This is a genomic window from Streptomyces sp. NPDC003027 (genome assembly GCF_053591435.1).
Window position 1 is genome coordinate 70,900 of sequence record NZ_JBSFTU010000002.1, and the last position, 25,762, is coordinate 96,661.

The window sequence follows — 25,762 nt, forward strand, 5'->3', positions numbered from 1 at the left end:
CCCAAAGGGCGTGTCCCGTGGCGGTGACCCGCCCCTACCCGACCTACGTTGGTGGAGTGGAGCAGCACAGGACAAGTCAGCCTCAAGGGCGCCCGCGGCCGCAGACCCCCCTCACGCCGCCCGGCGCCCTCGTCGAAGGCGCCGCCGTCTACCGCGTCGCCGCCCGTACGGGGCGACCCGGCCGCGGCCGGGTCGAGCGGGCCGGCGGGCCGGTCCGCGGCAGGCCCGTGCCACCCGTCGTGCTCGCCCTGCGGCGGATGCCGAACCCCCGGCTGACCGGCCTCGGCGCCGGACTCTTCGCCTGCGCCGCCATGCTGGTCCTCGGTTTCCTCGACCGGCTGCTCCTCGACGGGTCGCCCCTGGTCTACGGCCTGCTGTTCCTGCCGGTCAGCGCCCTGACCGCGCTCTGGGTCCGTACCGCCGACCTCGTCACCGCCCCCATCAGCGTGCCCATCGCCTTCGCCGTCGGCGTGGTCCCCATCTCCGGCGGCTCGGGCGGCTTCGGCGGCCAGGCCATGGCCGTCGTCACCGCCCTCGCCGTCCACGCCGGGTGGCTGTACGGCGGCACGCTGGTCGCCGGACTGATCAGCAGCGTCCGGAAGGTACGGGACATGGGCCGCCGACAGCGCGTCGCCGCCGCCCGTGCCGCGGCAGCGGCCCCGCAAGGCGGGCGCCGCCCGGCGTCGTAACCGGACGCGCCCGCCCGCTCGATGGTGGCCGCGGATGCCGTAGCCCGCACCCGGGGCCGTAAACCCGGAAAGCCGGCGGTCCCCGACAGCCCGGACAGCCTGACCAGTGGCGAGGGCCTAGCGGGTCGCCGCCGCCATCGCCGCGCCGACGATTCCCGCGTTGTTCTGCAGACCCGCGGGGACGATCTCCGCCCTGATGCCCTCGATCAGCGGCAGGAACTTGTCCGCCTTGCGGCTCACTCCCCCGCCGATGATGAACAGCTCCGGCGAGAACAGCATCTCCACATGCTCCAGGTACTTCTGGAGGCGCCGCGTCGCCCAGTGCTCCCAGCTGAGGTCCTCGTCCTCCTTCGCCTTCGTCGAGGCGCGCTTCTCCGCGTCGTGGCCCTTCAGCTCCAGGTGGCCGAGCTCCGTGTTCGGCACCAGCCGCCCGTCGACGAAGAGCGCCGAGCCGATGCCCGTACCCAGCGTCAGCAGGATCACCGTGCCCTTGCGGCCCTGGCCCGCGCCGAAGGTCATCTCCGCGACCCCGGCCGCGTCGGCGTCGTTCAGGACCGTCACCGGGAGGCCGCCCAGGCGTTCGCCGATCAGTCTGCCCGCGTCGACGCCGACCCATGCCTTGTCGACATTGGCGGCCGTACGGATCGTGGAGCCGGTCACGACTCCGGGAAAGGTGACGCCCACCGGGCCCGACCAGCCGAAGTTCTCCACCACCTCCGCGACGCAGCCCGCCACATCGTCGGGCGTGGCGGGCTGGGGTGTCAGTACTTTGTGGCGCGGCTCGGTCAGATCGCCTCGCTCCAGATCCACGGGAGCGCCCTTGATCCCCGAACCGCCGATGTCCACTCCGAAGACGTTCATGGACTCCACGGTAGGGGGAAACGCCGCCCCGGCGCGGTCACTCCTCCAGGAGAGCCGCCGCCTCCGCCCGCAGGTCCTTGTTGCGCAGTTCCTTGGGGAGGGAGAAGGTCAGGGACTCGTCGGCCGTCTTGACGACCTCCACGTCGGCGTAGCCGCGTTCGGAGAGCCAGGCCAGAACCTCCTCGACCAGCACGTCCGGGACCGAGGCGCCCGACGAGAGGCCGACCGTCGCGACGCCCTCCAGCCATGCCTCGTCGATCTCGCTCGCGAAGTCGACGAGGTACGCCGCCGGCACACCGGCCTGCTTGGCGACCTCGACCATGCGGATGGAGTTCGAGGAGTTCTTCGAGCCGACCACGATCACCAGCTCGGCCTGTCCGGCGAGCTCCTTGATGGCGGTCTGCCGGTTCTGGGTGGCGTAGCAGATGTCGCTGGAGGGCGGCGAGATCAGCTGCGGGAACTTGTCCTGCAGCGCGTCCACCGTCTCCATCGTCTCGTCGACCGAGAGGGTGGTCTGGGAGAGCCAGACGACCTTGGAGGGGTCGCGCACCTCGACCTTGGCCACGTCCTCGGGGCCGTCGACCAGCTGGATGTGGTCCGGGGCCTCGCCGGAGGTGCCGATGACCTCCTCGTGGCCCTCGTGGCCGATCAGCAGGATGTCGAAGTCGGCCTCGGCGTACCGGACGGCCTCCTTGTGCACCTTGGTGACCAGCGGGCAGGTCGCGTCGATGGTCGCGAGCCGGCCCTGCCGGGCCTCCTCGTGGACGGTGGGGGCCACGCCGTGCGCGGAGAACATCACGATGTTGCCCGGGGGGACCTCGGTCGCCTGGTCGACGAAGATCGCGCCCTTCCGCTCCAGGGTCTGTACGACGTACTTGTTGTGGACGATTTCGTGGCGTACGTAGATCGGCGACCCGTACTGCTCCAGGGCCTTCTCCACGGCGATCACGGCACGGTCGACGCCCGCGCAGTAGCCACGGGGAGCGGCGAGCAGGACACGCTTCGGGCGGTTGGTCGCGGGCGTAGCAGTCATGCGTCCCATCGTAAGGCCGCGCCATGAGGCGCCTGCTCGTGCCACTCGCCGAGCCACCCGTCGGGTCCCACCGATACCCGTCCCCGCACGCGCGCGTGGAGGCGCCTCCATGCGGCACGCGCGCGTGGATGTCCGTAAGGCCGCGTCGGTCAGGGGGATGATCGACTGCGTGGCCGAGACTGGCCCCATGGCGCAGGAATCACAGCAGGAGCCGCAGGTCTCCGACCACACCGGGCTGCGGCGGACCCTCGGCTTCCGCGACCTCGTCGTCTACGGGTTGCTCTTCATCGCGCCCATGGCGCCCGTCGGCGTCTTCGGCACCCTCGACGCGAAGTCGCACGGCGCCGTCGCCCTCGTGTACGTCGTCGCCACGATCGCCATGGCGTTCACCGCGTACAGCTACGCCCAGATGGTCCGGGTCGCCCCCCAGGCGGGTTCCGTCTTCACCTACGCCCGCAAGGGCCTGGGCGAGGGGCCTGGCTTCATCGCCGGGTGGATGGCGATGCTCGACTACCTCCTCATCCCCGCCGTGGCCTACCTCTTCGCGGGGATCGCCATGGAGGCGCTGGTTCCGGAGATCGACCGGTGGGTGTGGACCGGGATCGCCGTGGTGATCACGACCCTGCTGAACCTCTGGGGCGTCCGCGCGGCGGCGCGGGTCGGCTTCGCCGTGCTGGCGATGGAGATCGTGGTGCTGCTGGTCTTCGTCGTGTCGGCCGTGACCGTTCTCGTACGGGACGGGGCGCGGCGCGACTGGTGGTCGCCGTTCGCCGGTGACGTGTCGTTCTCGCTCGCCGCCGTGTTGGGCGCGGTGTCGGTGGCCGTGCTCTCGTACCTCGGTTTCGACGCGATCGCCTCCTTCGCGGAGGAGGTCACCGGCGGCTCGGCGAAGGTGGCGCGGGCGGTGCTGTTCTGTCTGGCGCTGGCCGGAGTGCTGTTCGTCGCGCAGACGTATCTGGTGGCGCTGCTGGAGCCCATGTCGTCGGCGGAGCTGGCGGCCGATCCCGCGAAGCAGGGTTCGGCCTTCTACGACGCCGTGGAATCGTCGGTCGGCGGCTGGCTGCACGACCTGGTGGCGGCCTCCAAGGCGATCGGGGCGGCGTTCGCGGCGCTGGCCGGCCAGGCCGCGGGCGGGCGGCTGCTGTTCGCGATGGGCCGGGAGCGGCGGCTGCCGCACGCGCTCGCGCGGACGGACTCGGGCGTGCCGAGGGTGGCGCTGCTGGTCGCCGCGACCGTGACGATGGTGGCCGCGGTGTGGGCGGCGCGGCGGGACGACGGGCTCGACCATCTGGTGTCGGTGGTCGACATCGGGGCGCTGACGGCGTTCGTGCTGCTGCACGCGAGCGTGGTGGGGTGGTTCGCGGTACGGAGGATGGAGGGGCCGCCGCAGTGGTGGCGGCACGTGGTGGCCCCGGTGGCGGGGGCGGTGATTCTCCTCGCGGTGATCGTGGAGGCGGCGACGTCGGCGCAGCTGGTGGGCTCGGTGTGGCTGGGGGTCGGCCTGGTGGTCCTCGCCGTACAGGGCACGTCACCGCGGACCTGACCCGGCGCCGGGGGCGGTGAGCGAGACCGGGCGGGTGCCGGGCGGCTGCCGGCCACCGCGCGAACGGCGGGCTGGCGGGCGCGCTGGCGCGAGAGGCGGGCGCGCGGGGCTTCGGGCGGCGACCGACCATGGCGTGAAAGGGCTGTTCCGCGAGCGCCGGACCGGGCGTCGGGGCGGGTCGGGTGTCCGAGGCTGGGACTAGTCTCGGCGCATGGGTCTCAATACGTCCGCCGAAGCGCCGATTCCCGTAGGGGAGGTCTCCCGGCTCATCGGGGGGTGGATCGACCGGCTAGGAGCCGTGTGGGTCGAGGGGCAGATCACGCAGCTGTCGCGGCGGCCCGGGGCCGGGGTCGTGTTCCTGACCCTCCGGGATCCCTCGTACGACATCTCCATCGGCGTCACCTGCTACCGCCAGGTCTTCGACGCCGTCGCCGACGTCGTCTCCGAGGGCGCCCGGGTCGTCGTGCACGCCAAGCCCGAGTGGTACGCGCCGCGTGGACAGCTCTCGCTGCGCGCCGTGGAGATCAAGCCGGTCGGCATCGGTGAGCTGCTGGCCCGTCTCGAACAGCTGAAGCGGAGCCTCGGCGCCGAGGGGCTGTTCGCGCCCGACCGCAAGAAGCCGCTGCCGTTCCTGCCGCAGCTCATCGGCCTCGTCTGCGGCCGCGCCTCCGCCGCCGAGCGGGACGTCCTGGAGAACGCGCGGCGGCGCTGGCCGGCCGTCCGGTTCGAGGTGCGCAACGTCGCCGTGCAGGGCGTGAAGGCCGTGCCGCAGGTCGTCCAGGCCGTCAAGGAACTCGACGCCCACGACGGCGTGGACGTGATCATCGTGGCCCGGGGAGGCGGCAGCGTGGAGGATCTGCTGCCGTTCTCGGACGAGCAGCTGATCCGCGCCGTCGCCGACTGCCGTACGCCGGTGGTCTCCGCGATCGGCCACGAACCGGACTCGCCGCTGCTCGACCTGGTCGCCGACCTGCGGGCCTCCACACCGACGGACGCGGCCAAGAAGGTCGTACCGGACGTCGGGGAGGAGCTGGACCGGGTGCAGGGGCTTCGGGACCGGGCGCTGCGGACGGTGCGGGGGCTGCTGGAGCGCGAGGAGCGCGGGCTCGCGCACGCGCTGGCGCGGCCGGTCATGGAGCATCCGCAGCGGATGGTGGAGTTGCGGGAGGACGAGCTGGCCGCGCTGCTGGCGCGCAGCCGGCGGACCCTCAGGCACCTCCTCGACCGGGCGGACTCCGAGCTGTCCCACACCCGCGCGCGCGTCCGGGCGCTTTCGCCGGCCGCCACGATGGAGCGCGGGTACGCGGTGCTCCAGCGGGCGGACGGAACGGTCGTGCGGAGCCCGGAGGAGGTCGCCGTGGACGAGGAGCTGCGGGCGCGCGTGGCCGCGGGCGAGTTCGCGGTGCGACGGGTCGACGGGCCCGGGGCCGACGCATCCGGGGCCGACGGGTCCCCGGCCGACAGGGCCCCCGTCGACGGATCTTGATCCTTTGTCCGAACCCACACATAGGCTGGTGCGCATGGCAGGAACGGTGGAAGAGGCGGCGCTCGGCTACGAGCAGGCACGCGATGAGCTGATCGAGGTCGTCCGGCGGCTGGAGGCGGGCGGAACGACCCTGGAGGAGTCCCTGGCCCTCTGGGAGCGCGGCGAGGAGCTGGCGAAGGTGTGCCGGCGCTGGCTCGAAGGGGCGCGGGCGCGGCTCGACGCCTCGCTGGCGGCGGAGCAGGACGGGGCCGGCGAGGACGAGTGACCTGATTCCGGTAAGGTGGGCGATGTGAACCGGATCACTATCCGCATGAGTTAGTTGAAAATTAACCAATCACCGTCGTACCGTCGGGGCAACGGTTTGTTCCCTTGCTTGTCCGGAAGGTACGCAGCATGTCTCTCGCCCTTGACCCCGCCGCCCAGGACCTCCTCTTCCGTGAGGCCCGCACCGCCAACACCTTCACCGACGAGCCGGTGACGGACGAGCAGATCCAGGCGATATACGACCTGATGAAGTTCGGCCCGACCGCCTTCAACCAGTCGCCGCTGCGCGTCGTGCTGGTCCGCTCCCCCGAGGCCCGCGAGCGCCTGGTCAAGCACATGGCCGAGGGCAACCAGCCCAAGACCGCCACCGCACCGCTGGTCGCGATCCTGGCCGCCGACAACGAGTTCCACGAGGAGCTCCCGGCCCTCTTCCCGCACTTCCCGCAGGCCAAGGACGTCTTCTTCGCCGAGCGCCCGGCCCGCGAAGGCTCCGCCGCCCTGAACGCCGCTCTCCAGGCCGCCTACTTCATCATCGGCGTCCGCGCCGCCGGCCTCGCCGCCGGCCCGATGACCGGCCTCGACTTCGCCGGCGTCCAGAAGGAGTTCCTCGACGACGACCACACGCCCCTCATGGTCGTCAACATCGGCAAGCCCGGCGACGACGCGTGGTTCCCGCGCTCCCCGCGCCTGTCCTACGACGAGGTCGTCACCACCGTCTGATCCCACCACGGCACAGGACGAGACAAAGGCCCCCGGCGCTTCCCGCGCCGGGGGCCTTTCCCGTTCCTCACGTACGTCGCCCCGCGTCTAGACCTTCTTCGCCGACTGGAGCGCGCCTGCCATCTCCGCCAGCCGCTCGAACGAGGCCGTACCCGTCACCACCGTGGTCGCCTTGCCGTCCGTCCGCACCAGGGCGTCGTACTTCGAGCCCTCCCAGCGCTGCCAGACCTGACCGGCCACCGTCTGCGTCTTCCCGGTGTCCGCGGCCTGCTGCGTGACCTCGGGAACGAACTTCTTCGGCTCCGCCGTCGACTGATGCAGCGAGACGTACTGCGTGTCCGGGTCCAGGAAGCCGAGGTGCCAGGCGTCGCCCTTCTCGCGCTTGTACGAGACGACCGTCGCCTTCCACTCCTTGTCCAGGCCCTCCGGGGCCAGCACCGGATAGGGCGCCGCCCGCTGGGCCGTCAGAAGCTCGATCCGATAGTCCTTCGCCCGGACCGGGTTCGCGTCCTCGTCGTGCGGGATGAAGAGATACATCACGCCCGCGGCGACCATGATCACCGCCAGGGACTGGAACATCCCGCGTACCGTCTGCCTGCCTCGCATACCTGCCACGCCCCCATGGTCGCATCATGGTGCTGTGCTCATACGTGGGCCCCTCTGCTCAATTTGTCGACGTACCGATAGAGTCGCAGCACCCTCTTTATTTCCGGCCGTCGCCGTACAGAAAGGTGCGCTCCGATGACCGAGCATCATCTGCCGTCCGAGCTCGAGGTCTCTCCCGAGGCCCCCGACCGCAACCTCGCCCTGGAGCTGGTGCGTGTCACCGAGGCCGCCGCCATGGCCGCCGGCCGCTGGGTCGGTCGCGGCGACAAGATCGGTGCCGACGGCGCGGCGGTCAACGCCATGCGGACCCTCGTCTCCACCGTCTCGATGAACGGCGTCGTCGTCATCGGCGAGGGCGAGAAGGACGAAGCACCCATGCTCTACAACGGCGAGCGGATCGGTGACGGCACCGGCGCCGAGGTGGACATCGCCGTCGACCCGATCGACGGCACCACCCTGAACGCCAAGGGCATGCCGAACGCGATCGCCGTCCTGGCCGCCGCCGACCGCGGCACCATGTTCGACCCGTCCGCGGTGTTCTACATGGACAAGCTGGTCACCGGCCCCGAGGCCGCCGACTTCGTCGACATCAACGCCCCCGTCTCGGTCAACATCCGCCGGGTCGCCAAGGCCAAGAACATGGCGCCCGAGGACGTCACGGTCGTCATCCTGGACCGTCCCCGCCATGAGGGGATCGTCAAGGAGATCCGCGAGACCGGCGCCCGGATCAAGTTCATCTCGGACGGCGATGTCGCCGGCTCGATCATGGCCGTCCGCGAGGGCACGGGCGTCGACCTGCTGCTCGGCATCGGCGGAACGCCCGAGGGCATCATCTCGGCGTGCGCGATCAAGTGCCTGGGCGGTGTGATCCAGGGCAAGCTGTGGCCGAAGGACGACGCCGAGCGCCAGAAGGCGATCGACGCGGGTCATGACCTCGACCGGGTGCTGTCCACGAACGACCTGGTCAGCGGCGAGAACGTGTTCTTCGTGGCCACCGGCATCACGGACGGCGAGCTGCTGCGCGGCGTCCGCTACCGCTCGGAGACGGCCACCACGTCGTCGCTGGTGATGCGCTCGAAGTCCGGCACGATCCGGCAGATCGACTCGACCCACCGGCTCGCGAAGCTGCGCGCCTACAGCAAGATCGACTTCGACCGCGCGAAGTAGCGTCGGAGGCGGAGATACGAAGAGGGGCGCCCCCATGTGCGGTGGGGGCGCCCCTTCTCGTACGGCCGGACCGTTCCGCCCCGTCCGGCCGACTGTTCCGTTCCGCGTGGCCGACCGTCGGAGCCCCGACTGTCAGCCGGCCGCGGCGATCCGGTCCGTCGCCGCCTTCCTGAGCTCGACGTCGCGCCTGCGGCGGCGGGCGAGCACGACGCGGCGCTCGGCCGCGGTCAGCCCGCCCCACACTCCGTACGGCTCCGGCTGGAGCAGCGCGTGCTCCCGGCACTCGACCATCACAGGGCATCGGGCGCAGACCCGCTTGGCGGCCTCCTCACGGGAGAGCCGGGCGGCGGTCGGCTCCTTGGATGGGGCGAAGAACAGCCCGGCCTCGTCCCGGCGGCACACCGCCTCCGTGTGCCAGGGGCCGGCCTCGTCCTCCCGTGCGGGGGCACGCTGGGGAGGGACGGCGGCGACCTGGACGGGCTGATGCGGCAGATGCAGCACGGTCTACTCCTGACGACGGCTTCGCGAGCGAGAGACGATGCAGCAGCCTTACCCGCTGTGCGTGCGCCTATGCACTGGGTACTGTGGAGTTCCGGACTCCGGAACCTCAGGGGCGGATTCCGGTCACCGAGAGCCCGTTCCGTTCACGGCCCCTGTCCGCCGGGGGCAGTCGCCCTCCGCTCAGTGGCCGAGGTGCTTGCGCATCCGGTTCTGGAGGTCGGTGATCCACTTGCCCCGCTTGGGCTTCGCCTCGATGTTGCCCAGGATCGAGTAGCCGTTGACCACGACGACCGGCGCCTGCGGGTCGGCGGCCTCCATGTTCACCACCTCGAAGTTTCCGAGGATCCCGGTGCCGTTGCCGCGCAGGCTGATGTTCTCCGGGACGCGCACCTCGACGTTGCCGAAGATCGAGGTGGCGTTGATGGTGGTGAGCCGCTGCGCGAAGAGCGCCTCGGTCAGGTCGATCTCGATGTGCCCGAAGAGGGAGAAGGCGTTGGTCCTGCGCCCCACGCGCCAGCGGCCCTTGCGGGTGGTGCTGGAGAAGACGGCGACCACGTTGTCGGCGGGGGCCGAGGTGTCGTCGGGGCCGTACGCGTAGGCCGATTCGGGATCCTGGCGTGGCCGGGCCCCGGCGGGGAGGTCGCGGACGATGGGCTCCAGTTCGCCCACGGTCTTGGCGCGATAGACGGCGTCGATCCGCTCCGAGTGCTCCTCGGCGTCGATCCGCCCCTCGGCCAGGGCGTCCCGGAGGATGTCCGCGATCCGGTCCCTGTCGGCGTCCGAGGCCCGCAGGGAACCACCGGCAGCGGCGGGGGCCGGCGCCACAGGGGCGGGCTCGGCGGGGGCGACCGGCTTCTGGGGCTGCTTTTCGAGGTCCACGACCTCAGAGTAGCGAAACGCGATAGATCGCGACCAGGGGCGCGGCGCGGCTTCCGGCCATGGGCGGTTGTCGGCCCCGGAGCGGCAAGTGAGCCTTACCTCAGGATCCAAGTGAGCCTTACCTCACAGGATCGGTGTCGGTGGCGCGTCTTACGCTTGAGGACGCGCTGCCAATGGAGGCGGCGCAGCTGTCTGCCGAGTGAGGAATGGCCGCCGTCATGCCAGAGTTTGCGTACTCCGATCTGCTCCCCCTGGGAGAGGACACCACGCCCTACCGCCTGGTGACCTCCGAAGGCGTCTCCACCTTCGAGGCCGACGGCCGTACGTTCCTCAAGGTCGAGCCCGAGGCGCTGCGCCGGCTCGCCGCCGAGGCCATCCACGACATCCAGCACTACCTGCGCCCGGCCCACCTGGCCCAGCTGCGCCGGATCATCGACGACCCGGAGGCGTCGAGCAACGACAAGTTCGTCGCGCTCGACCTCCTCAAGAACGCCAACATCGCCGCCGCGGGCGTCCTGCCCATGTGCCAGGACACCGGCACCGCGATCGTGATGGGCAAGCGCGGCCAGAACGTGCTGACCGAGGGCGGCGACGAGGAGGCCCTGAGCCGCGGTGTCTACGACGCGTACACCAAGCTCAACCTGCGGTACTCCCAGATGGCCCCGCTGACCATGTGGGAGGAGAAGAACACCGGCTCGAACCTGCCCGCGCAGATCGAGCTGTACGCGACCGACGGCGGGGCGTACAAGTTCCTCTTCATGGCCAAGGGCGGTGGCAGCGCCAACAAGTCCTTCCTCTACCAGGAGACGAAGGCCGTGCTCAACGAGGCGAGCATGATGAAGTTCCTGGAGGAGAAGATCCGCTCCCTCGGTACGGCCGCCTGCCCGCCGTACCACCTGGCGATCGTCGTCGGCGGCACCTCCGCCGAGTTCGCCCTGAAGACCGCGAAGTACGCCTCCGCGCACTACCTGGACGAGCTGCCCGCCGAGGGCTCGGAGCTCGGCCACGGCTTCCGCGACAAGGAGCTGGAGGAGAAGGTCTTCGAGCTGACCCAGAAGATCGGCATCGGGGCGCAGTTCGGTGGCAAGTACTTCTGCCACGACGTGCGCGTGGTCCGCCTGCCCCGCCACGGCGCCTCGCTGCCCGTCGCGATCGCCGTGTCCTGCTCCGCGGACCGTCAGGCCGTCGCGAAGATCACCGCCGAGGGCGTCTTCCTGGAGCAGTTGGAGACCGACCCCGCGCGCTTCCTGCCGGAGACCACGGACGAGCACCTGGACGAGGCGGGTGACGTCGTCAAGATCGACCTGAACCAGCCCATGGACGAGATCCTCGCCGAGTTGACGAAGTACCCCGTCAAGACCCGGCTCTCGCTGACCGGTCCGCTGGTGGTGGCCCGCGACATCGCGCACGCCAAGATCAAGGAGCGCCTGGACGCCGGCGAGGAGATGCCGCAGTACCTCAAGGACCACCCGGTGTACTACGCCGGTCCGGCCAAGACCCCCGAGGGCTACGCCTCCGGCTCGTTCGGCCCGACGACGGCCGGCCGCATGGACTCGTACGTCGAGCAGTTCCAGGCGGCGGGCGGCTCCAAGGTCATGCTGGCCAAGGGCAACCGCTCGAAGCAGGTCACGGACGCGTGCGGCAGCCACGGCGGCTTCTACCTGGGCTCGATCGGCGGCCCGGCGGCGCGCCTGGCGCAGGATTGCATCAAGAAGGTCGAGGTCGTCGAGTACGAGGAACTCGGCATGGAGGCCGTCTGGAAGATCGAGGTCGAGGACTTCCCGGCGTTCATCGTCGTCGACGACAAGGGCAACGACTTCTTCCAGAACCCGGCTCCGGAGCCGACGTTCACCCACATCCCGGTGCGCGGCCCCGGTCTGGGCTGACAGCCGCGGGCGGTACGGCGCGGCGGTACGGCGCGGCGGTACGGCGCGGCGGTACGTACGTCGATGATTGGCGGGGCCCTCGGCGGGAGCCGGGGGCCCCGTCGTGGTGCGGGGGCTCGGGGCGTGGAGGGGCCCCTGTGCGGGGCCGGTCTCCGCGAGTACCTGGCACGGACCGCCCTTCCTTCCGAGAGTCGCGCCCTCCGGCGACGCCTCAAGGGCGCTCCTCGTTCCTCGTCGCGTCGCTGCGCGATGGCCTTCGGCCACCCTTGACCCGCCACCTCCGGGCGCGTGAAAACTCTCGGAGGGCGGCCCGGGGGGGCGGCGGCGGGAGCCCGGCTGTGCTCCCGGTCCGTGCGGCGGCCGTCGGGCCCGTGGGCGGCTTTGCGCGGCAGTGGCATGGGGCGGCCCGGCTGTGCTCAGCGCGCTGCGCCCGGTGGGCGGCGGGGCTTCATGCCCCGCTGGTCACCACCGGCGGGGGGTGAGGCCCCCTGCCGACGCACCCGGCCCCGAGAAGAACGGGACGGGCAGCCGAGAAGCACCACCCCGCGCCGCCCGACCAACCACAACCACGCCCTACTCTCCGTAACTCACCCCACGAAGGGGGCGAAGCGGGGCAAAACACCCACCCGGGGGCCGCGACGGCGCACTTACGGTTCGCCCCACCCCACCCAGGGCCGCGATGGCGCGCTTGTGGTCGCGCCCGCCCCACCCAGGGCCGGTGACGGCGCGTTTGTGGTCGCGCCCGCACCACCCAGGGCCGTGACGGCGCGCTTGTGGTTCCCCCGCACCACCCGGGGCCGATGACGCCGCGCTAAGGGTTCGCCCGCACCACGCAACCCCCCACCGGCAGTGACCAGCGGGGCATGAAGCCCAACCACCCACCGGCCCTGGGCCGCTGAGGCGAGCGCAACCACCCCACACCACTCCCGCGCACCCCACCCACGAACCCGACAGCCGCCCACGGAGCCGAACAGCAATCACCGCCCCCCGCGCCTGGCCCCCACCACCCGCCCGACACGAACAGGCAACCCCCACCCCAAGAGCCTCAAGGCGCCAGCCCTTCCGCGAGAACCTCCGCCACGTGCCTCCCCCGTACCCCCGCTGGCCCGCGAGACGTGGCCCCGGAGCCCCTCGGGCGAGACCCCGCCCCGACCTCACTAGGCTGACGCGCATGAGACATCACATACGGGTACGGACCCTGGCGCCTCTCCTCGCCGCGGTCGCGGCCGTCGGCGTGCTGGGCGGCTGCGGTACGGAGAAGGCCTCGACGCCGGAGGTCAAGGAGGCACCGGCCGGCGCCGAGGCCACGACGGCTGCCAAGGGCAAGGCCGCCAAGGCCGCGGCCTCCCTCGGGGGGCCGGGCACCGCCTGCGTCCTTCCCGTCTCCTTCGGGCTCGCCGCGGACTGGAAGCCGAAGGCCGTCAAGGTCGACGAGAATGACGAACTCGCCGCCGCGCTCGGCAAGCAGGGCCCCGCGACCATGGTCTGCGAGATCGACGCCAAGCCCGCCGGGAACATCGGCTACCTGCGCGTCTGGACCGCCCCCGGCGGCTCGGCCCGTACCGCGCTCGAAGGGTTCGTGAAGGCCGAGGAGAACACCTCCAAGGTCTCCTACAAGGAGACGAAGGCGGGCGCGCTGCCCGTCGTCGAGGTGACGTACACCGTCTACAACAAGCTCATGGAGGAGTCCAAGGAGGAGAGCGCCTTCGCGGTCTCCACCCCGAAGGGCACCGTCATCGTGCACCTCGGCGGGCTCGACTCCGAAGAGCACCGGCAGATGCTTCCGGCCTACGAGCTGGCGCGCTCCAGCCTCAAGGCGCTCTAGAGACCGCAAGGCCGGGGCCCCCGTCCCGCACCGGACGAGGGCCCCGGGTCCGTCGCGTCATCGCGTCGCCGCGTCATCGCCCCCGATCGCGCCGATCGCGTCGCCGCCGTTAGGCGAACCGCTGGTTCGCCGAGCCGTCGCAGCTCTGGAGTCGCAGCGGCTCCTTCGCCGCCGCCTGCGTCAGGCACAGCCCGGTCGCGGCCGCCGGCCGGATCGTGGCCCCGTCGCGTACGAACGTCTGGTTCGCCGCGCCCGAGCAGTTCCACACGATCATCGCCGTGCCCGTCTGGTACTTCGCGCCCGGGACGTCCAGGCAGCGGTCCTGGGTCAGCTCCGTGTGGACGGTCCTGCGTGCGGAGTCGTACCACCAGCCCTGGTTGCGGCCGCCGTGGCAGTCCCAGCCGAGGACTCCGGTGCCGTTGGCGCTGTTCGAGGCGTCGACGTCCACGCAGTTGCCCGTGGCTCCGTTCTTCAGCGGCTTGTAGACGTCGTCCCAGGCGTACGGGAAGAGGGCCGGCCTCCCGGACGAGTTGACGTCCGCGCAGCTCGCCTCGCGCACGTTGGCGTTGTAGAGCTGCGTGAGACAGGAGGCGAAGGCGGCGTGGCCGCGGGCGTTGGGGTGGAAGGACTGCCGGACGGAGTTCTCGTCCGGGGTGCCGGGCTTGGAGAGGTCGATGTAGAGGCCCCGGGCCCAGGGATCGTCCATGCAGACCTCGTGGCCGTGGAAGAGCCGCGAGTTGTCGAGGTAGGTGGCGCCGGTGCTCGCGGCGGCCCTGCGCATGCCGCGTTCGAAGGCGGGGACGGCGGTGTTGCGGCCCCAGACGGTGTCGGAGTCGTAGCCGAGTCCGCCGCAGGCGAGCTTGCCGGGGAAGTTCGGGTTGTCATGGAAGTCGGGTCCGATGGGGCTCGGGTAGCCCATGACGACGAGCTTGTAGTCGCGGTCGGCGTAGCCCGCGTCCCGCATGACGGACCTCAGGTCGCGTACGGTCTGCTCCACCTTGGGGACGAGCGCGTCGACGCGGGCCTGCCAGCCGGGCGCGTACTTCGGCTCGCAGGGGCCCTGAAGGGTGAGATAGCGGGTGACGCAGTCGGTCATCACGGGCCCGAACTGCAGGTCGTCGTTGGCCCCGGCGACGAGGAGCACCATCTTGATCCGGGTGTTGCGGGCCTTGATGGCGAGGTTGTCGCTCTGGACGAGTTCGTCGGCGTACTGCTTCGAGCCGCCGATCTTGATGTTTCCGGTGTAGGCGCCGGAGCAGGACACGTTGAACGTGAGGTCCGCGGGGATGCCGGTGCGGTGGACGGCGGCCTCGGGCGAGCGGTGGCACCAGTTGCTGGGGCCGTTGGTCGGCGGCTCGTAGGTGCCGACGCCCTCGCCGGAGATCTCGCTGTCGCCGAGCGAGATCAGACCGCTCTTGCGGTCGGCGAGCGGACGCTCGGCCGGGTCGCCGTAGATCTTGACCGCCTCGGCGGCGCGAATGGCCTCCAGTTCGGGCGAGAGCGGTACGGATGCGATACGAGCGGTGCCGTCGGTCGTGTCGGCCGCGCCGGCGGGTGCCGCGGCTGCCATGGTTCCGAAGGCCGTCGCGGCCGCGGCGGCGGCCGCGACCGTCCAGCGGACTCTGTGCCTGGTGCGCCTCATTGCGCCTCCTGGAGGGTGGGGTTACCCACGGTTTCTACTGGTCGGTACGCGCATTGGGAATAGGCAGAACAAGACAACTGCTCAACTTTTACGGGAGGTTGCGATACATGAGTGACACGAGTGACAACCGGGAAGACTTCCGGATCGAGCACGACTCCATGGGCGAGGTGCGGGTCCCCGCACACGCCAAATGGCGCGCTCAGACCCAGCGGGCGGTGGAGAACTTCCCCGTCTCGGGTCAGCGCCTGGAGCGCGCCCACATCGAGGCCCTCGCCCGGATCAAGGCCGCCGCGGCCAAGGTCAACGCCGAACTGGGCGTGATCGACGAGGACATCGCCGGGGCCGTCCAGGAGGCCGCGGCGGAGGTCGCCGAGGGGCGCTGGGACGAGCACTTCCCGGTCGACGTCTTCCAGACCGGCTCGGGCACCTCGTCCAACATGAACGCCAACGAGGTCCTCGCCACCCTCGCCGGTGAGCGCCTGCCCGAAGGCCGGGACGTCCACCCCAACGACCATGTGAACGCGTCCCAGTCGTCCAACGACGTCTTCCCGTCCTCCATCCACATCGCCGCGACCGCCGCCGTGACCCGCGACCTGATCCCCGCCCTCGACCGTCTGGCGGTGTCCCTGGAGCGGAAATCGGCCGAATTCGCGGAGGTGGTGAAGTCCGGCCGTACGCACCTCATGGACGCCACTCCGGTGACTCTGGGCCAGGAGTTCGGCGGCTACGCGGCCCAGGTCAGGTACGGGATCGAGCGGTTGGAGTCCGCCCTCCCCCGGCTCGCCGAACTCCCCCTCGGCGGTACGGCGGTAGGCACCGGCATCAACACGCCACCCGGCTTCTCCGCCGCCGTCATCGCCGAGGTCGCCCGCGCCACCGGCCTGCCGCTCACCGAGGCCCGTGACCATTTCGAGGCCCAGGGCGCCCGGGACGGCCTGGTGGAGACGTCCGGCCAGCTCAGGACCATCGCCGTCTCCCTGACGAAGATCTCCAACGATCTGCGCTGGATGGCGTCGGGGCCGCGCACCGGCCTCGCGGAGATCAACCTCCCCGACCTCCAGCCGGGCTCCTCGATCATGCCGGGCAAGGTGAATCCGGTCATTCCGGAGGCGGTTCTGATGGTCGCCGCGCAGGTGACCGGAAACGACACCACGGTGGCGGTGGCGGGAGCGGCCGGGAACTTCGAGCTCAACGTGATGCTCCCGGTGATCGCCAAGAACCTCCTGGAGTCGGTCCGGCTTCTCGCCAACGCCGCCCGGCTGCTCGCGGACCGTACGGTCGACGGCATCACCGCCAACGTCGAGCGGGCCAGGGAGTACGCGGAGTCCTCGCCGTCCGTCGTCACGCCGCTGAACAAGTACATCGGCTACGAGGAGGCGGCCAAGGTGGCCAAGAAGTCTCTGGCCGAACGGAAGACGATCCGCGAGGTGGTGCTCGAGTCGGGGTACGTCGAGCGCGGCGACCTGACCGTGGAGCAGCTCGACGAGGCCCTCGACGTGCTGCGCATGACCCATCCGTAGACGGGCGGACGACAGCGGCGGACGACAGCGGTCGGCGAGACCGGAGGGCGAGACCGGCGGGTGAGACCGGCGGGCGGATCGGCGCGTGAAACCGGCGCGTCCGTATCTGACTCATCTCCGACCCCTCCGTGACCTGTGCCGCAGCGGTGGCGGGGGCACGCCCCTAAGATCTGCGCATGACAGGATCGGGCGGCCCCCAGCACTGGGCGCCTGGGGAGCACATCCTCTGGCGCTACCGCGGCAACGGCTCCGGCGCTGTGCATATCTGCCGGCCGGTGACCGTCGTCCAGGACACCGCCGAGCTGCTCGCCGTCTGGATGGCGCCCGGCACCGAGTGCGTCAAACCGGTGCTCACCGACGGCACTCCCGTCCACGAGGAGCCGCTCGCCACCCGCTACACCGCGCCGCGCACCACCGTGCGCTCGCGCTGGTTCGGCACGGGGGTGCTGAAGCTGGCCAGGCCCGGGGACCCCTGGTCGGTCTGGCTGTTCTGGGACCGCGGCTGGCGCTTCCGCAGCTGGTACGTGAACCTGGAGGAGCCCCGGACCCGTTGGGCCGGCGGCATCGACTCCGAGGACCACTTCCTCGACATCTCCGTCTACCCGGACCACAGCTGGCTGTGGCGGGACGAGGACGAGTTCGCGCAGGCCCAGCGGGCCGGCCTGATGGACGCGGCGCAGGCCGCGCGGGTACGGGCCGCGGGCCGGGCCGCCGTCGAGGTGATCCGGGCGTGGGGGGCGCCGTTCTCGGACGGTTGGGAGGACTGGCGGCCGGATCCGCGCTGGAGCGTTCCCGAGCTTCCGTCGGACTGGGATCGCACTCCGGCGCACACGGCACCGTGAGACCCTTGATGCGCCCCCGGGGTGCAAACGTAGGATCGTCCTCCGCAAGACCGTGATCAACCGAGCGTCGCGCCAACCACTGAGCACAGCGCAGGACCTGACCGTAAGTCATCCAAGAGGGGGAGAGCCGTGCGGGACGTGTGCCCGGGTGTTCCGACCCCTGCCGCAGACACCGCTCGCGGGGTATTCACATCCGCCGCCCGCCAGGGGTTTATCGCCGGTGAAGGCGCGGCATCGGCGAGAAGAGCGAGTGCATCGCCCCACCGGCCCGGACGGACGGAATCCCACGCGTGACGGAGCATCCCACCTCCCACGAAGGCCGCCAGCCGCTGGCTGCCCGGCCGCAGGAACGCACCCGCCCCCGCCAGGAGGCGGCGGCCGCGGCGGTCGCGGTGCCCTCGCCCACCGGCGGCGGGGTGGCGCAGGACGTCGCCGCCACGCGGCGGGAGGGCGACCGGCTGCGGTTCGTGGGCGCGGCGACCCGGCGGATCGCGCGCGGGATAGACCTGGACGAGATCGTGCTCGGCCTGTGCCGGGCGACCGTACCGACGTTCTCCGACGCGATCCTGGTCTATCTGCGCGACCCGCTCCCGGTGGGTGACGAGCGGCCGGTCGCGCCGTTCGTGCTGCGGCTGCGCCGCACCGACCGGCTGCGCTTAACGGACCTGGAGGGCGAGGAGCTGGTCCTCGTGCCCGATCCCGACCCCACCCCCGCGGCGGAGCTGTGCGAGGTCCGCTCCGGCGGCGCCCTCGCCGAAGTGCTGCGCGGGGTGCGGCCGGTCTTCGGCGACTCCGCGGCCGCCCTCGCCGCGCTGCCCGAGCTGCTGGGAGCCGATCACGCGCTGCCCGGCGGTCACCGGGCGATCCTCGCCCCGCTGCGCGGCCGGCGGCGGGTCATCGGCGCCGCCGTCTTCCTGCGCCGCCCGGAGCGGCCGGGCTTCGAGCCGAACGACCTGCTGGTCGCGGCGCAGCTGGCGACGCACACGGCGCTCGGCATCGACAAGGCGGTGCTCTACGGCCGCGAGGCGTACATCGCCGACGAGTTGCAGCGCACGATGCTGCCGGACTCGCTGCCGCAGCCGACCGGGGTGAGGCTCGCCTCGCGCTATCTTCCGGCCGCCGAGACGGCCCGCGTGGGCGGCGACTGGTACGACGCGATCCCGCTGCCCGGCAGCCGGGTGGCGTTGGTCGTCGGTGACGTCATGGGCCATTCCATGACGTCCGCCGCGATCATGGGCCAGCTGCGGACCACGGCGCAGACCCTCGCGGGGCTGGACCTGCCGCCGCAGGAGGTGCTGCACCATCTGGACGAGCAGGCGCAGCGGCTCGGGCAGGACCGGATGGCGACGTGCATGTACGCGGTGTACGACCCGGTCTCGCACCGGATCACCATCGCCAACGCCGGTCATCCGCCGCCGATACTGCTCCACCTCGGCGGCCGGGCGGAGGTGCTCCGGGTTCCGCCGGGCGCTCCGATCGGCGTGGGCGGGGTGGACTTCGAGGCCGTGGAGCTGGACGCCCCGGCCGGCGCGACGCTGCTGCTGTACACGGACGGTCTGGTCGAGTCCCGGCTGCGGGACGTGTGGACCGGGATAGAGCAGTTGCGGGAGCGCCTGGCGGCGACGGCCCAGCTGACCGGCCCCGACCACTCGCCGCCGCTGGAGGCGCTCTGCGACGACGTCCTCGACATGCTCGGGCCCGGTGACCGGGACGACGACATCGCGCTGCTCGCGGCCCGTTTCGACGGGATCGCGCCCAGTGACGTGGCGTACTGGTTCCTGGAGCCGGAGGACGCGGCCCCGGGCCGGGCCCGGCGGCTCGCGCGGCGGGCGCTCGCCCGCTGGGACCTGGAGGAGCTGTCGGACTCGGTGGAGCTGCTGATCAGCGAGGTCGTCACGAACGCCGTGCGGTACGCCGAGCGGCCGGTGACGCTGCGGCTGCTGCGGACCGACGTGCTGCGCTGCGAGGTCGGCGACGACTCTCCGCAGCTGCCCCGGCAGCGGCGGGCGCGGGACACCGATGAGGGCGGTCGCGGGCTCTTCCTGGTGAACCGGCTGGCCCGCCGGTGGGGGGCGACCCGGCTCTCGGGCGGCAAGGTGGTCTGGTTCGAGCTGGCCACACGCGGCTGAGCGGCGGGAGCCGCAGGAGTACGCGTACGGCGACGGCCGGGCCCTTGGCGGGGCCCGGCCGTCGCCGTATCAGCACTCAGCGCGGGAGCGGGGTCACCGCGGGAGCCGTGTGCACGGCACGAGCCATGTGCACCGCGGGAGCCGTGTGCACGGCACGAGCCATGTGCACCGCGGGACCCGTGTCACTGCCGTGGGCGCTGCTCGTCCTCGTCGACGATCGGCGGTTCGAACGTCGGCTCCGTCCGCGTGGGCGTCGGCAGCGGCGGTGTCGTGGTCGTCCGGGTCGGCTGCGGCGGCGTGGTCGCGGTCGACGTCGGCGGCGGCGTCGGGTCCGGGGACCCGGTGCTGGTGGCCGGCGGGGTCGGCTCGGGGGACTCGGTGGTCCGCGACGGCGTCGGTTCGGGCTCGACGACCGCCGAGTCGTCGGTCTCCAGGTCGAAGCGGGCGTCGGAGCCGCCACCCAGCGCGCTGGTGGTGTAGGCGCCCCAGATCTGGGCCGGGGTGCGGCCGCCGTTGGCGCGGCCGGGGTTGATCGTGTCGGTCAGGGTGGTCTGGCCGCCCTTGGCCTCCTCGCCGAACAGGCCGACGGCGGTGACCAGTTCGGGGGTGTAGCCGACGAACCAGGCGGAGCGGTTGTTCTCGGAGGTACCGGTCTTGCCGGCGGCCTGGTAGTTGCCGGCGGCCCGGAAGCCGGAGCCGCTGCGGACGACGCCCTGCATCGCCTTGGTGGTGGTGTCGGCGGCCTCGCGGCTGATGACCTGCTCGCCGATCGACTTCACCGGCTCCGCCCTGCGGTCCTTGTGCTCGGCGGACTTCACGATGGTCGGGGTGACCTTCACACCGTGGTTGTCGAGCGTGGCGTAGACGGCGGCCATGTCCCAGGTGGAGGCGCCCATGACCCCGAGCGACATGGAGGGGGTCTCGCCGAAGTCCTCGCCGTCCTTCATGCCGAGGTCGAGGGCGGTCTTCTTGACGTGGGCCGGGCCGACGTCGACGATCATCTGGGCGTACACCGAGTTGATCGAGCTGTTGGTGGCCTTCTGGACGGTGACGGGGCCGTAGCTCCGGTCGTCCTCGTTCTCCGGGTTGAACGGCACGTCGCTGCCGACGACCGGCCGCTTGCTGGTGCCGTCGTAGATGGTGCCGAGGCCGATCTTCCGGCCGTCCTGGGTCTCGGCGCCGTTGTCGAGAGCGGAGGCGAGCACGATCGGCTTGAAGGTCGAGGCGGGCTGGTAGTCGCGGCGGGTGGCGTTGGACATCCAGTGCTCGGTGGCGCCGAGGCCGCCGTAGAGGGCGAGGACCTTGCCGGTCTTCGGGTCGACGGAGGTGGCGCCGGCCTGGACGGTGGCGTCCTTCTCGTCGCCCTCGCGGTCGAGCTTGGCCTCCAGCTGCTCGTCGACCGCCTCGATCAGCGCCTTCTGCTTCTTCTCGTCGATGTTGAGGGTGATCGTCCAGCCGCCGGCCTTGATGTCCTCCTCGCTGATGCCCTGGCGCATCAGCTCCTGGTTGGCGGCCTCGACGAGGTATCCCCGCTGGCCCTCCATACCGGGGGCGGGCTTGGGCTTCTGCGGGACGGGGAACGTCAGGCCGTGCCGCTCGGTCTGCTCCAGCCAGCCCTCCTCGACCATGTTGTCGAGGGTGTAGTTCCAGCGCTCCTCGACCAGCTTGCGGCCGGTGGGGGTGGCGGAGGTCCAGTCGTACTGGTTGGGGGCCTGGAGCAGCGAGGCGAGGTAGGCGCCCTGGGCGACGTTCAGCTTGGAGGCGTCGACACCGTAGTAGGACTGGGCGGCGGCCTGGATGCCGTAGGCGCTGCGTCCGTAGTAGCTGGTGTTCATGTACCCGGCGAGGATCTCGCTCTTCGCCATGCGCTGGTCGACCTTGAGCGCGATCACCATCTCCTTGAGCTTGCGGGTGACCGTCTGGTCCTGGTCCAGGTAGTAGTTCTTGACGTACTGCTGGGTGATGGTGGAGCCACCCTGCTTGCCCTTGCCCGTGACGGTGTTGAGCGCCGCGCGGGCGGTGCCGCGGATGTCGACGCCGTTGTCCTTGTAGAAGGTCTTGTTCTCCGCGGCGACGAAGGCGTACTGCACCTTCGTCGGTATCTTCTCCAGGCCGACGATCTCCCGGTTTATCTCGCCGGTCCGGGCGATGAGCTTTCCGTTGGAGTACTTGTAGACGTTGCTCTGCATGGTGGCCTGGGCGTTGGCGGACGGCACCGGGACCAGCAGGTAGATCGCGTAGAAGGCGCCCATGAGGAGCAGGCAGCCGACGAAGAACGTGCCCAGGAGTTTCTTCCAGGTGAAGAGACGGCGTATCCGTCCGCCCTTCTTCACTCGGCCTTTGTCCGCTCGGCCCATGTCCCTCGTCGCTCCGCTCATCGTCGTCCCGGGCAGGTGTCCGCACCGAGTCAGCTCAGCAAGCTAACACCGCTGATGCAGACAAAGGGCAATCGATCCGGTCTTTTCCGGACGTGAGAATCAGCACCCGTCTCCTCAGGGATCGACGCGTCTGAGGCCCGGATGGTTGTGCGACTCCGGTCACAGCCTGGCTATACAACGTGCGTATACACCGGGTGTACAGTGGCCGCCATGTCAATCGGTCACACCCTTCTCGGGCTCCTGGAGTCCGGACCGCGCCACGGCTACGACCTCAAGCGCGCCTTCGACGAGAGATTCGGCCACGACCGGCCCCTCCACTACGGGCAGGTCTACTCGACCATGTCGCGGCTGCTGAAGAACGGCCTCGTCGTGGTGGACGGCGTGGAAGCCGGCGGCGGGCCCGAGCGGAAGCGGTACGCGATCACCGAAGCGGGCATCACCGATGTCGAGCGCTGGCTGTCGCAGCCCGAGAAGCCGGAGCCGTACCTCCAGTCCACGCTCTACACGAAGGTCGTCCTCGCCCTGCTCACCGGACGCGGCGCGGCCGAGCTGCTCGACGTGCAGCGCTCGGAGCATCTGCGGCTCATGCGCGAGCTCACCCGGCGCAAGAAGGACGGCGACCTCGCCGACCAGTTGATCTGCGATCACGCCCTGTTCCACCTCGAAGCCGATCTTCGCTGGCTGGAACTGACCGCCGCCCGCCTCGACCGGCTCGCCGAGGAGATCCGCCGATGACACCCGCTCCCCTCCTCCGCGCCACCGGCGTCGACAAGGCGTACGGGCCGACGCCCGCGCTCGCCGGGGCGGACTTCGCGGTCCGGGCCGGCGAGGTCGTCGCCGTGATGGGCCCGTCCGGCTCCGGCAAGTCCACGCTGCTGCACTGCCTCGCCGGGATCGTCCAGCCGGATGCCGGCACCATCACCTACGACGGGCGCGAGCTCAGCAGCCTGTCGGACACGGCGCGCAGCGCTCTGCGCCGCACCGACTTCGGCTTCGTCTTCCAGTTCGGCCAGCTGGTCCCCGAACTCAGCTGTGTGGAGAACGTCGCCCTCCCGCTGCGCCTGAACGGCGAGCGGCGCAGGCACGCCGAGGCCAAGGCGGTGGAGTGGCTGACCCGGCTGGAGGTCGACGACATCGCCGCCAAGCGCCCCGGCGAGATATCCGGCGGCCAGGGCCAGCGGGTCGCGGTCGCCCGCGCGCTGGTCGGCTCCCCCCGCGTGCTCTTCGCCGACGAGCCGACCGGCGCCCTGGACTCGCTCAACGGCGAACGGGTGATGGAGCTGCTCACCGACGCGGCCAGGGACACCGGCGCCGCCGTCGTCCTGGTCACCCACGAACCCCGGGTCGCCGCCTACTCCGACCGCGAGGTCGTCGTCCGCGACGGCTCCGTGCGGGACGCGGAGTGGGCGGCATGAGGCTCCGTACCTGGGCGCGCGACCTGCTGCTCGGCGCGCGGTTCGCCGTCACCGGCGGCCGCTCCGGCTGGACCCGGACGGCTCTGACCAGCGTCGGCATCGGCCTGGGCGTCGCCCTGCTGCTCGTCGCCTCCTCGATACCGAACCTGCTGTTCTCGCGCGAGGTGCGCGAGTCCCAGCGGGACGTCAACGCGAGCCAGGAGGTGCCCCGCCCCACGGCGGACTCCTTTCTCTACGCCAAGCCCACCACCCTCTACCGCGGTGAGACCGTCACCGGGCTCGTTCTGCGGCCCGAGGGCCCGCACGCCCCCACCCCGCCGGGTATGGCGGAGCTGCCCGGAGCGGGCGAGATGCTGGTCTCCCCCGCTCTCGCCGAGCTGCTCGCCTCCCCGGACGGCGCCCTGCTCCGCGAACGCCTGCCGTACCGGACCGTCGGCACGATCGGGGACGCGGGCCTCATCGGACCGGCCGAGCTGCGTTACGTCGCGGGAAGCGACACCCTCACCACCGCCGACTACGACGGACGAGGAAAGGATTACGGCTGGTCGGTGCCGGGCGAGCCGCTGAACGCGTTCCTGCTCCTGCTGGTCGTCATCGCCTGCGTCGTCCTGCTCCTGCCGGTGCTCGTCTTCATCGCCACCGCCGTCCGCTTCGGCGGCGAGCAGCGCGACCGGCGACTGGCGGCGCTGCGCCTGGTCGGCGCGGACAGCGCGATGACCCGGCGCATCGCGGCGGGTGAGTCGCTCGCCGGGGCGCTGCTCGGGCTCGGTCTCGGCGCCGTGCTCTTCGCGCTGGCCCGGCAGCTCGTCGGGACGGTCCAGGTGTGGGACGTCAACGCCTTCCCCGCCGACGTGGTGCCGCTGCCCGCGCTCGCCGCGGTCGTCCTCGTGGTGGTCCCGGTCTCGGCGATCGTGGTGACGGTCTTCGCCCTGCGCGGGGTCGCCATCGAACCGCTCGGTATCGTACGGACCTCCACCCCGCGCCCCCGTCGGCTGTGGTGGCGCCTGCTCCTGATCGCCGCGGGTGCCGGCCCGCTCGTCCCGATGGCCGGCGCGGTCGGTTTCCGGGAGACCTCGATGGACACCGTCATGGTCACGGCCGGCGCGGCCCTCGCCCTCACCGGGCTCACCACGCTGCTGCCGTGGCTGGTGGAGACCGTCGTCAAGCGGCTGCGGGGCGGCCCGGTCGCCTGGCAACTGGCCACCCGACGGCTCCAGCTGAGCAGTGGCACGACGGCACGGGCCGTCAGCGGGATCGTGGTCGCCGCCGCCGGGGCCATCGCGCTCCAGATGCTCTTCCAGGCGATGCAGAACGACTTCATGCGGCCCACGAACATGGACACGGCGCGGGCCCAGATGGAGGCGCACACGGACGCGAAGGACGGCGACGAGGCCCGCGAGATGATCGCCGAATTCTCGCGGACCCAGGGCGTGACCGGAGTGATCGGCACGATCACCTCGCACGTCTGGCGGCCGGGCCCGCTCAAGAAGGGTGAGGGGTTCACCCCGATCACCTCACTCACCGTCGCGGACTGCGCCTCGCTCAAGGAGCTGGCGACGCTGCCCTCGTGCACGGACGGCGACGTGTTCATCGCGCAGACGCACGGCCGGGAGGGCCCGGACGACGCGTACCTCGCCGAGACGGCGCGCCCGGGAGCGGTGGTCGCTCTGCGGGACGTCCCGTCGGACGGCGGCACGGTGCCGACCTGGCGGATCCCGGAGACGGCCCGCACGGTCGACTCGCGCCGCGACCCGATGGGCCAGTACCGTTTCGGCGTCTTCGCCACGCCGGCCGCCATCGACGTGTCGGGGCTGGACATGCCGAACGCGTCCGCGATGGTGCGCATCGACCCGGCGGTGCCGGACGCGCCCGAGTACGTACGGAACACGGCCGCCTCGATCGACCCGCTGGTGTGGGTGGGCACCCTGCAGAACTTCGAGCGCGACGCGCAGTTCAGCAGCGTACGGACCGGGATTCTGGTCGGCGCGACCGCGACGATGATCCTGGTGGCCGCGTCGCTCCTGGTCACGACCCTGGAGCAGTTGCGGGACCGGAAGCGGCTGCTGTCCTCGCTGGTCGCCTTCGGGACGCCGAAAACGACGCTGTCCTGGTCGGTGCTGTGGCAGACGGCGGTCCCGATCGCGCTCGGCCTGGCCCTCGCGGTCGCCGGCGGGCTCGGACTCGGCCTGGTCCTGCTGAAGATGATCGACAAACAGGTCGAGGACTGGACGGTCTTCCTGCCGGTGACGGGGGTGGGCGCCGCGCTGATCCTGGCGGTGACCCTGCTGAGCATGCCCGCGCTGTGGCGCGTGATGCGGGCGGACGGGCTCAGGACCGAATGACCGGGACGGATTGACGCCCGGGTGGGTGCCGGTG

21 protein-coding genes are annotated in these 25,762 nt (G+C 71.3%); 14 read left to right on the plus strand and 7 right to left on the minus strand.

Annotated elements, in window-relative coordinates; all coding sequences use genetic code 11:
* The first annotated feature begins 56 nt into the window (after positions 1–56).
* Positions 57–689 carry a DUF6542 domain-containing protein gene (locus ACWDX6_RS02055; protein ID WP_451483013.1) on the plus strand — a complete coding sequence of 211 codons (633 nt, stop codon included), beginning with the start codon at positions 57–59 and terminating at the stop codon, positions 687–689.
* Positions 690–806: 117 nt separating this feature from the next.
* On the opposite strand, the gene ppgK is transcribed toward ACWDX6_RS02055, so the two are convergent.
* Together ppgK and ACWDX6_RS02065 are read right to left on the minus strand one after the other, a co-directional pair.
* Positions 807–1,550 (minus strand): polyphosphate--glucose phosphotransferase, encoded by a 744-nt coding sequence (gene ppgK / locus ACWDX6_RS02060; RefSeq protein ID WP_451483014.1) that lies wholly within the window; start codon positions 1,548–1,550, stop codon positions 807–809.
* Positions 1,551–1,587: 37 nt separating this feature from the next.
* Positions 1,588–2,592 carry a 4-hydroxy-3-methylbut-2-enyl diphosphate reductase gene (locus ACWDX6_RS02065; protein WP_451483015.1) on the minus strand — a complete coding sequence of 335 codons (1,005 nt, stop codon included), beginning with the start codon at positions 2,590–2,592 and terminating at the stop codon, positions 1,588–1,590.
* A gap of 178 nt (positions 2,593–2,770) precedes the next feature.
* Between ACWDX6_RS02065 and ACWDX6_RS02070 the strand changes: the two genes are divergently transcribed.
* The 4 genes from ACWDX6_RS02070 (at position 2,771) to ACWDX6_RS02085 (ending at position 6,596) form a co-directional block, all read left to right on the plus strand.
* Entirely contained in the window at positions 2,771–4,126 is a 1,356-nt protein-coding gene (locus ACWDX6_RS02070; RefSeq protein WP_451483016.1) for an APC family permease, read from the plus strand.
* Positions 4,127–4,337: 211 nt separating this feature from the next.
* On the plus strand, positions 4,338–5,612 hold the full coding sequence (gene xseA, locus ACWDX6_RS02075; RefSeq protein ID WP_451483017.1) for an exodeoxyribonuclease VII large subunit: 1,275 nt from the start codon (positions 4,338–4,340) through the stop codon (positions 5,610–5,612).
* Positions 5,613–5,646: 34 nt separating this feature from the next.
* The gene (locus ACWDX6_RS02080; RefSeq protein WP_451483018.1) at positions 5,647–5,877 is read left to right on the plus strand and encodes an exodeoxyribonuclease VII small subunit; all 231 of its coding nucleotides are present in this window, start codon (positions 5,647–5,649) and stop codon (positions 5,875–5,877) included.
* Positions 5,878–6,005: 128 nt separating this feature from the next.
* Positions 6,006–6,596 (plus strand): malonic semialdehyde reductase, encoded by a 591-nt coding sequence (locus ACWDX6_RS02085; protein WP_451483019.1) that lies wholly within the window; start codon positions 6,006–6,008, stop codon positions 6,594–6,596.
* Between the two features lie 87 nt (positions 6,597–6,683).
* Here the strand turns inward: ACWDX6_RS02085 and ACWDX6_RS02090 are convergent, their stop codons facing one another.
* A complete protein-coding gene (locus tag ACWDX6_RS02090) occupies positions 6,684–7,211 on the minus strand; it encodes a DUF4245 domain-containing protein (RefSeq protein ID WP_451483020.1) in 528 nt (175 codons plus the stop codon).
* 126 nt (positions 7,212–7,337) lie between these two features.
* On the opposite strand from ACWDX6_RS02090, the gene glpX reads away from it, so the two are divergent.
* The gene (gene glpX, locus ACWDX6_RS02095; RefSeq protein WP_403288249.1) at positions 7,338–8,369 is read left to right on the plus strand and encodes a class II fructose-bisphosphatase; all 1,032 of its coding nucleotides are present in this window, start codon (positions 7,338–7,340) and stop codon (positions 8,367–8,369) included.
* Positions 8,370–8,501: 132 nt separating this feature from the next.
* On the opposite strand, the gene ACWDX6_RS02100 is transcribed toward glpX, so the two are convergent.
* Entirely contained in the window at positions 8,502–8,870 is a 369-nt protein-coding gene (locus ACWDX6_RS02100; protein WP_451483021.1) for a WhiB family transcriptional regulator, read from the minus strand.
* Positions 8,871–9,050: 180 nt separating this feature from the next.
* Positions 9,051–9,749, minus strand: a complete 699-nt coding sequence (locus ACWDX6_RS02105; protein ID WP_451483022.1) for a DUF1707 SHOCT-like domain-containing protein — start codon at positions 9,747–9,749, stop codon at positions 9,051–9,053.
* A gap of 218 nt (positions 9,750–9,967) precedes the next feature.
* On the opposite strand from ACWDX6_RS02105, the gene ACWDX6_RS02110 reads away from it, so the two are divergent.
* On the plus strand, positions 9,968–11,635 hold the full coding sequence (locus ACWDX6_RS02110; protein WP_451483023.1) for a fumarate hydratase: 1,668 nt from the start codon (positions 9,968–9,970) through the stop codon (positions 11,633–11,635).
* A gap of 1,171 nt (positions 11,636–12,806) precedes the next feature.
* The gene (locus tag ACWDX6_RS02115; protein ID WP_451483024.1) at positions 12,807–13,460 is read left to right on the plus strand and encodes a lipoprotein; all 654 of its coding nucleotides are present in this window, start codon (positions 12,807–12,809) and stop codon (positions 13,458–13,460) included.
* A gap of 109 nt (positions 13,461–13,569) precedes the next feature.
* Here the strand turns inward: ACWDX6_RS02115 and ACWDX6_RS02120 are convergent, their stop codons facing one another.
* The gene (locus tag ACWDX6_RS02120; RefSeq protein WP_451483025.1) at positions 13,570–15,102 is read right to left on the minus strand and encodes a ricin-type beta-trefoil lectin domain protein; all 1,533 of its coding nucleotides are present in this window, start codon (positions 15,100–15,102) and stop codon (positions 13,570–13,572) included.
* Between the two features lie 107 nt (positions 15,103–15,209).
* Between ACWDX6_RS02120 and ACWDX6_RS02125 the strand changes: the two genes are divergently transcribed.
* The 3 genes from ACWDX6_RS02125 (at position 15,210) to ACWDX6_RS02135 (ending at position 19,593) form a co-directional block, all read left to right on the plus strand.
* Entirely contained in the window at positions 15,210–16,622 is a 1,413-nt protein-coding gene (locus ACWDX6_RS02125; RefSeq protein WP_451483026.1) for a class II fumarate hydratase, read from the plus strand.
* Between the two features lie 176 nt (positions 16,623–16,798).
* Positions 16,799–17,464, plus strand: a complete 666-nt coding sequence (fomD, locus tag ACWDX6_RS02130) for a cytidylyl-2-hydroxypropylphosphonate hydrolase (protein WP_451483027.1) — start codon at positions 16,799–16,801, stop codon at positions 17,462–17,464.
* 290 nt (positions 17,465–17,754) lie between these two features.
* A complete protein-coding gene (locus tag ACWDX6_RS02135) occupies positions 17,755–19,593 on the plus strand; it encodes a SpoIIE family protein phosphatase (protein ID WP_451483028.1) in 1,839 nt (612 codons plus the stop codon).
* A gap of 182 nt (positions 19,594–19,775) precedes the next feature.
* Here ACWDX6_RS02135 and ACWDX6_RS02140 read toward each other — a convergent pair whose 3' ends face one another.
* The gene (locus ACWDX6_RS02140) at positions 19,776–21,950 is read right to left on the minus strand and encodes a transglycosylase domain-containing protein (RefSeq protein ID WP_451483029.1); all 2,175 of its coding nucleotides are present in this window, start codon (positions 21,948–21,950) and stop codon (positions 19,776–19,778) included.
* Between the two features lie 231 nt (positions 21,951–22,181).
* Here ACWDX6_RS02140 and ACWDX6_RS02145 point away from each other — a divergent pair, with 231 nt between their 5' ends.
* From ACWDX6_RS02145 to ACWDX6_RS02155, 3 genes are read left to right on the plus strand one after another with little or no spacing between them, the layout of a single operon-like run.
* Positions 22,182–22,706, plus strand: a complete 525-nt coding sequence (locus ACWDX6_RS02145; protein WP_451483030.1) for a PadR family transcriptional regulator — start codon at positions 22,182–22,184, stop codon at positions 22,704–22,706.
* On the plus strand, positions 22,703–23,386 hold the full coding sequence (locus tag ACWDX6_RS02150; protein WP_451483031.1) for an ABC transporter ATP-binding protein: 684 nt from the start codon (positions 22,703–22,705) through the stop codon (positions 23,384–23,386). Before ACWDX6_RS02145 ends, ACWDX6_RS02150 begins: the two co-directional genes overlap by 4 nt.
* Positions 23,383–25,728 (plus strand): FtsX-like permease family protein, encoded by a 2,346-nt coding sequence (locus tag ACWDX6_RS02155; protein ID WP_451483032.1) that lies wholly within the window; start codon positions 23,383–23,385, stop codon positions 25,726–25,728. The genes ACWDX6_RS02150 and ACWDX6_RS02155 overlap by 4 nt, the downstream gene beginning before the upstream one ends.
* The last annotated feature ends 34 nt before the right edge of the window (positions 25,729–25,762 follow it).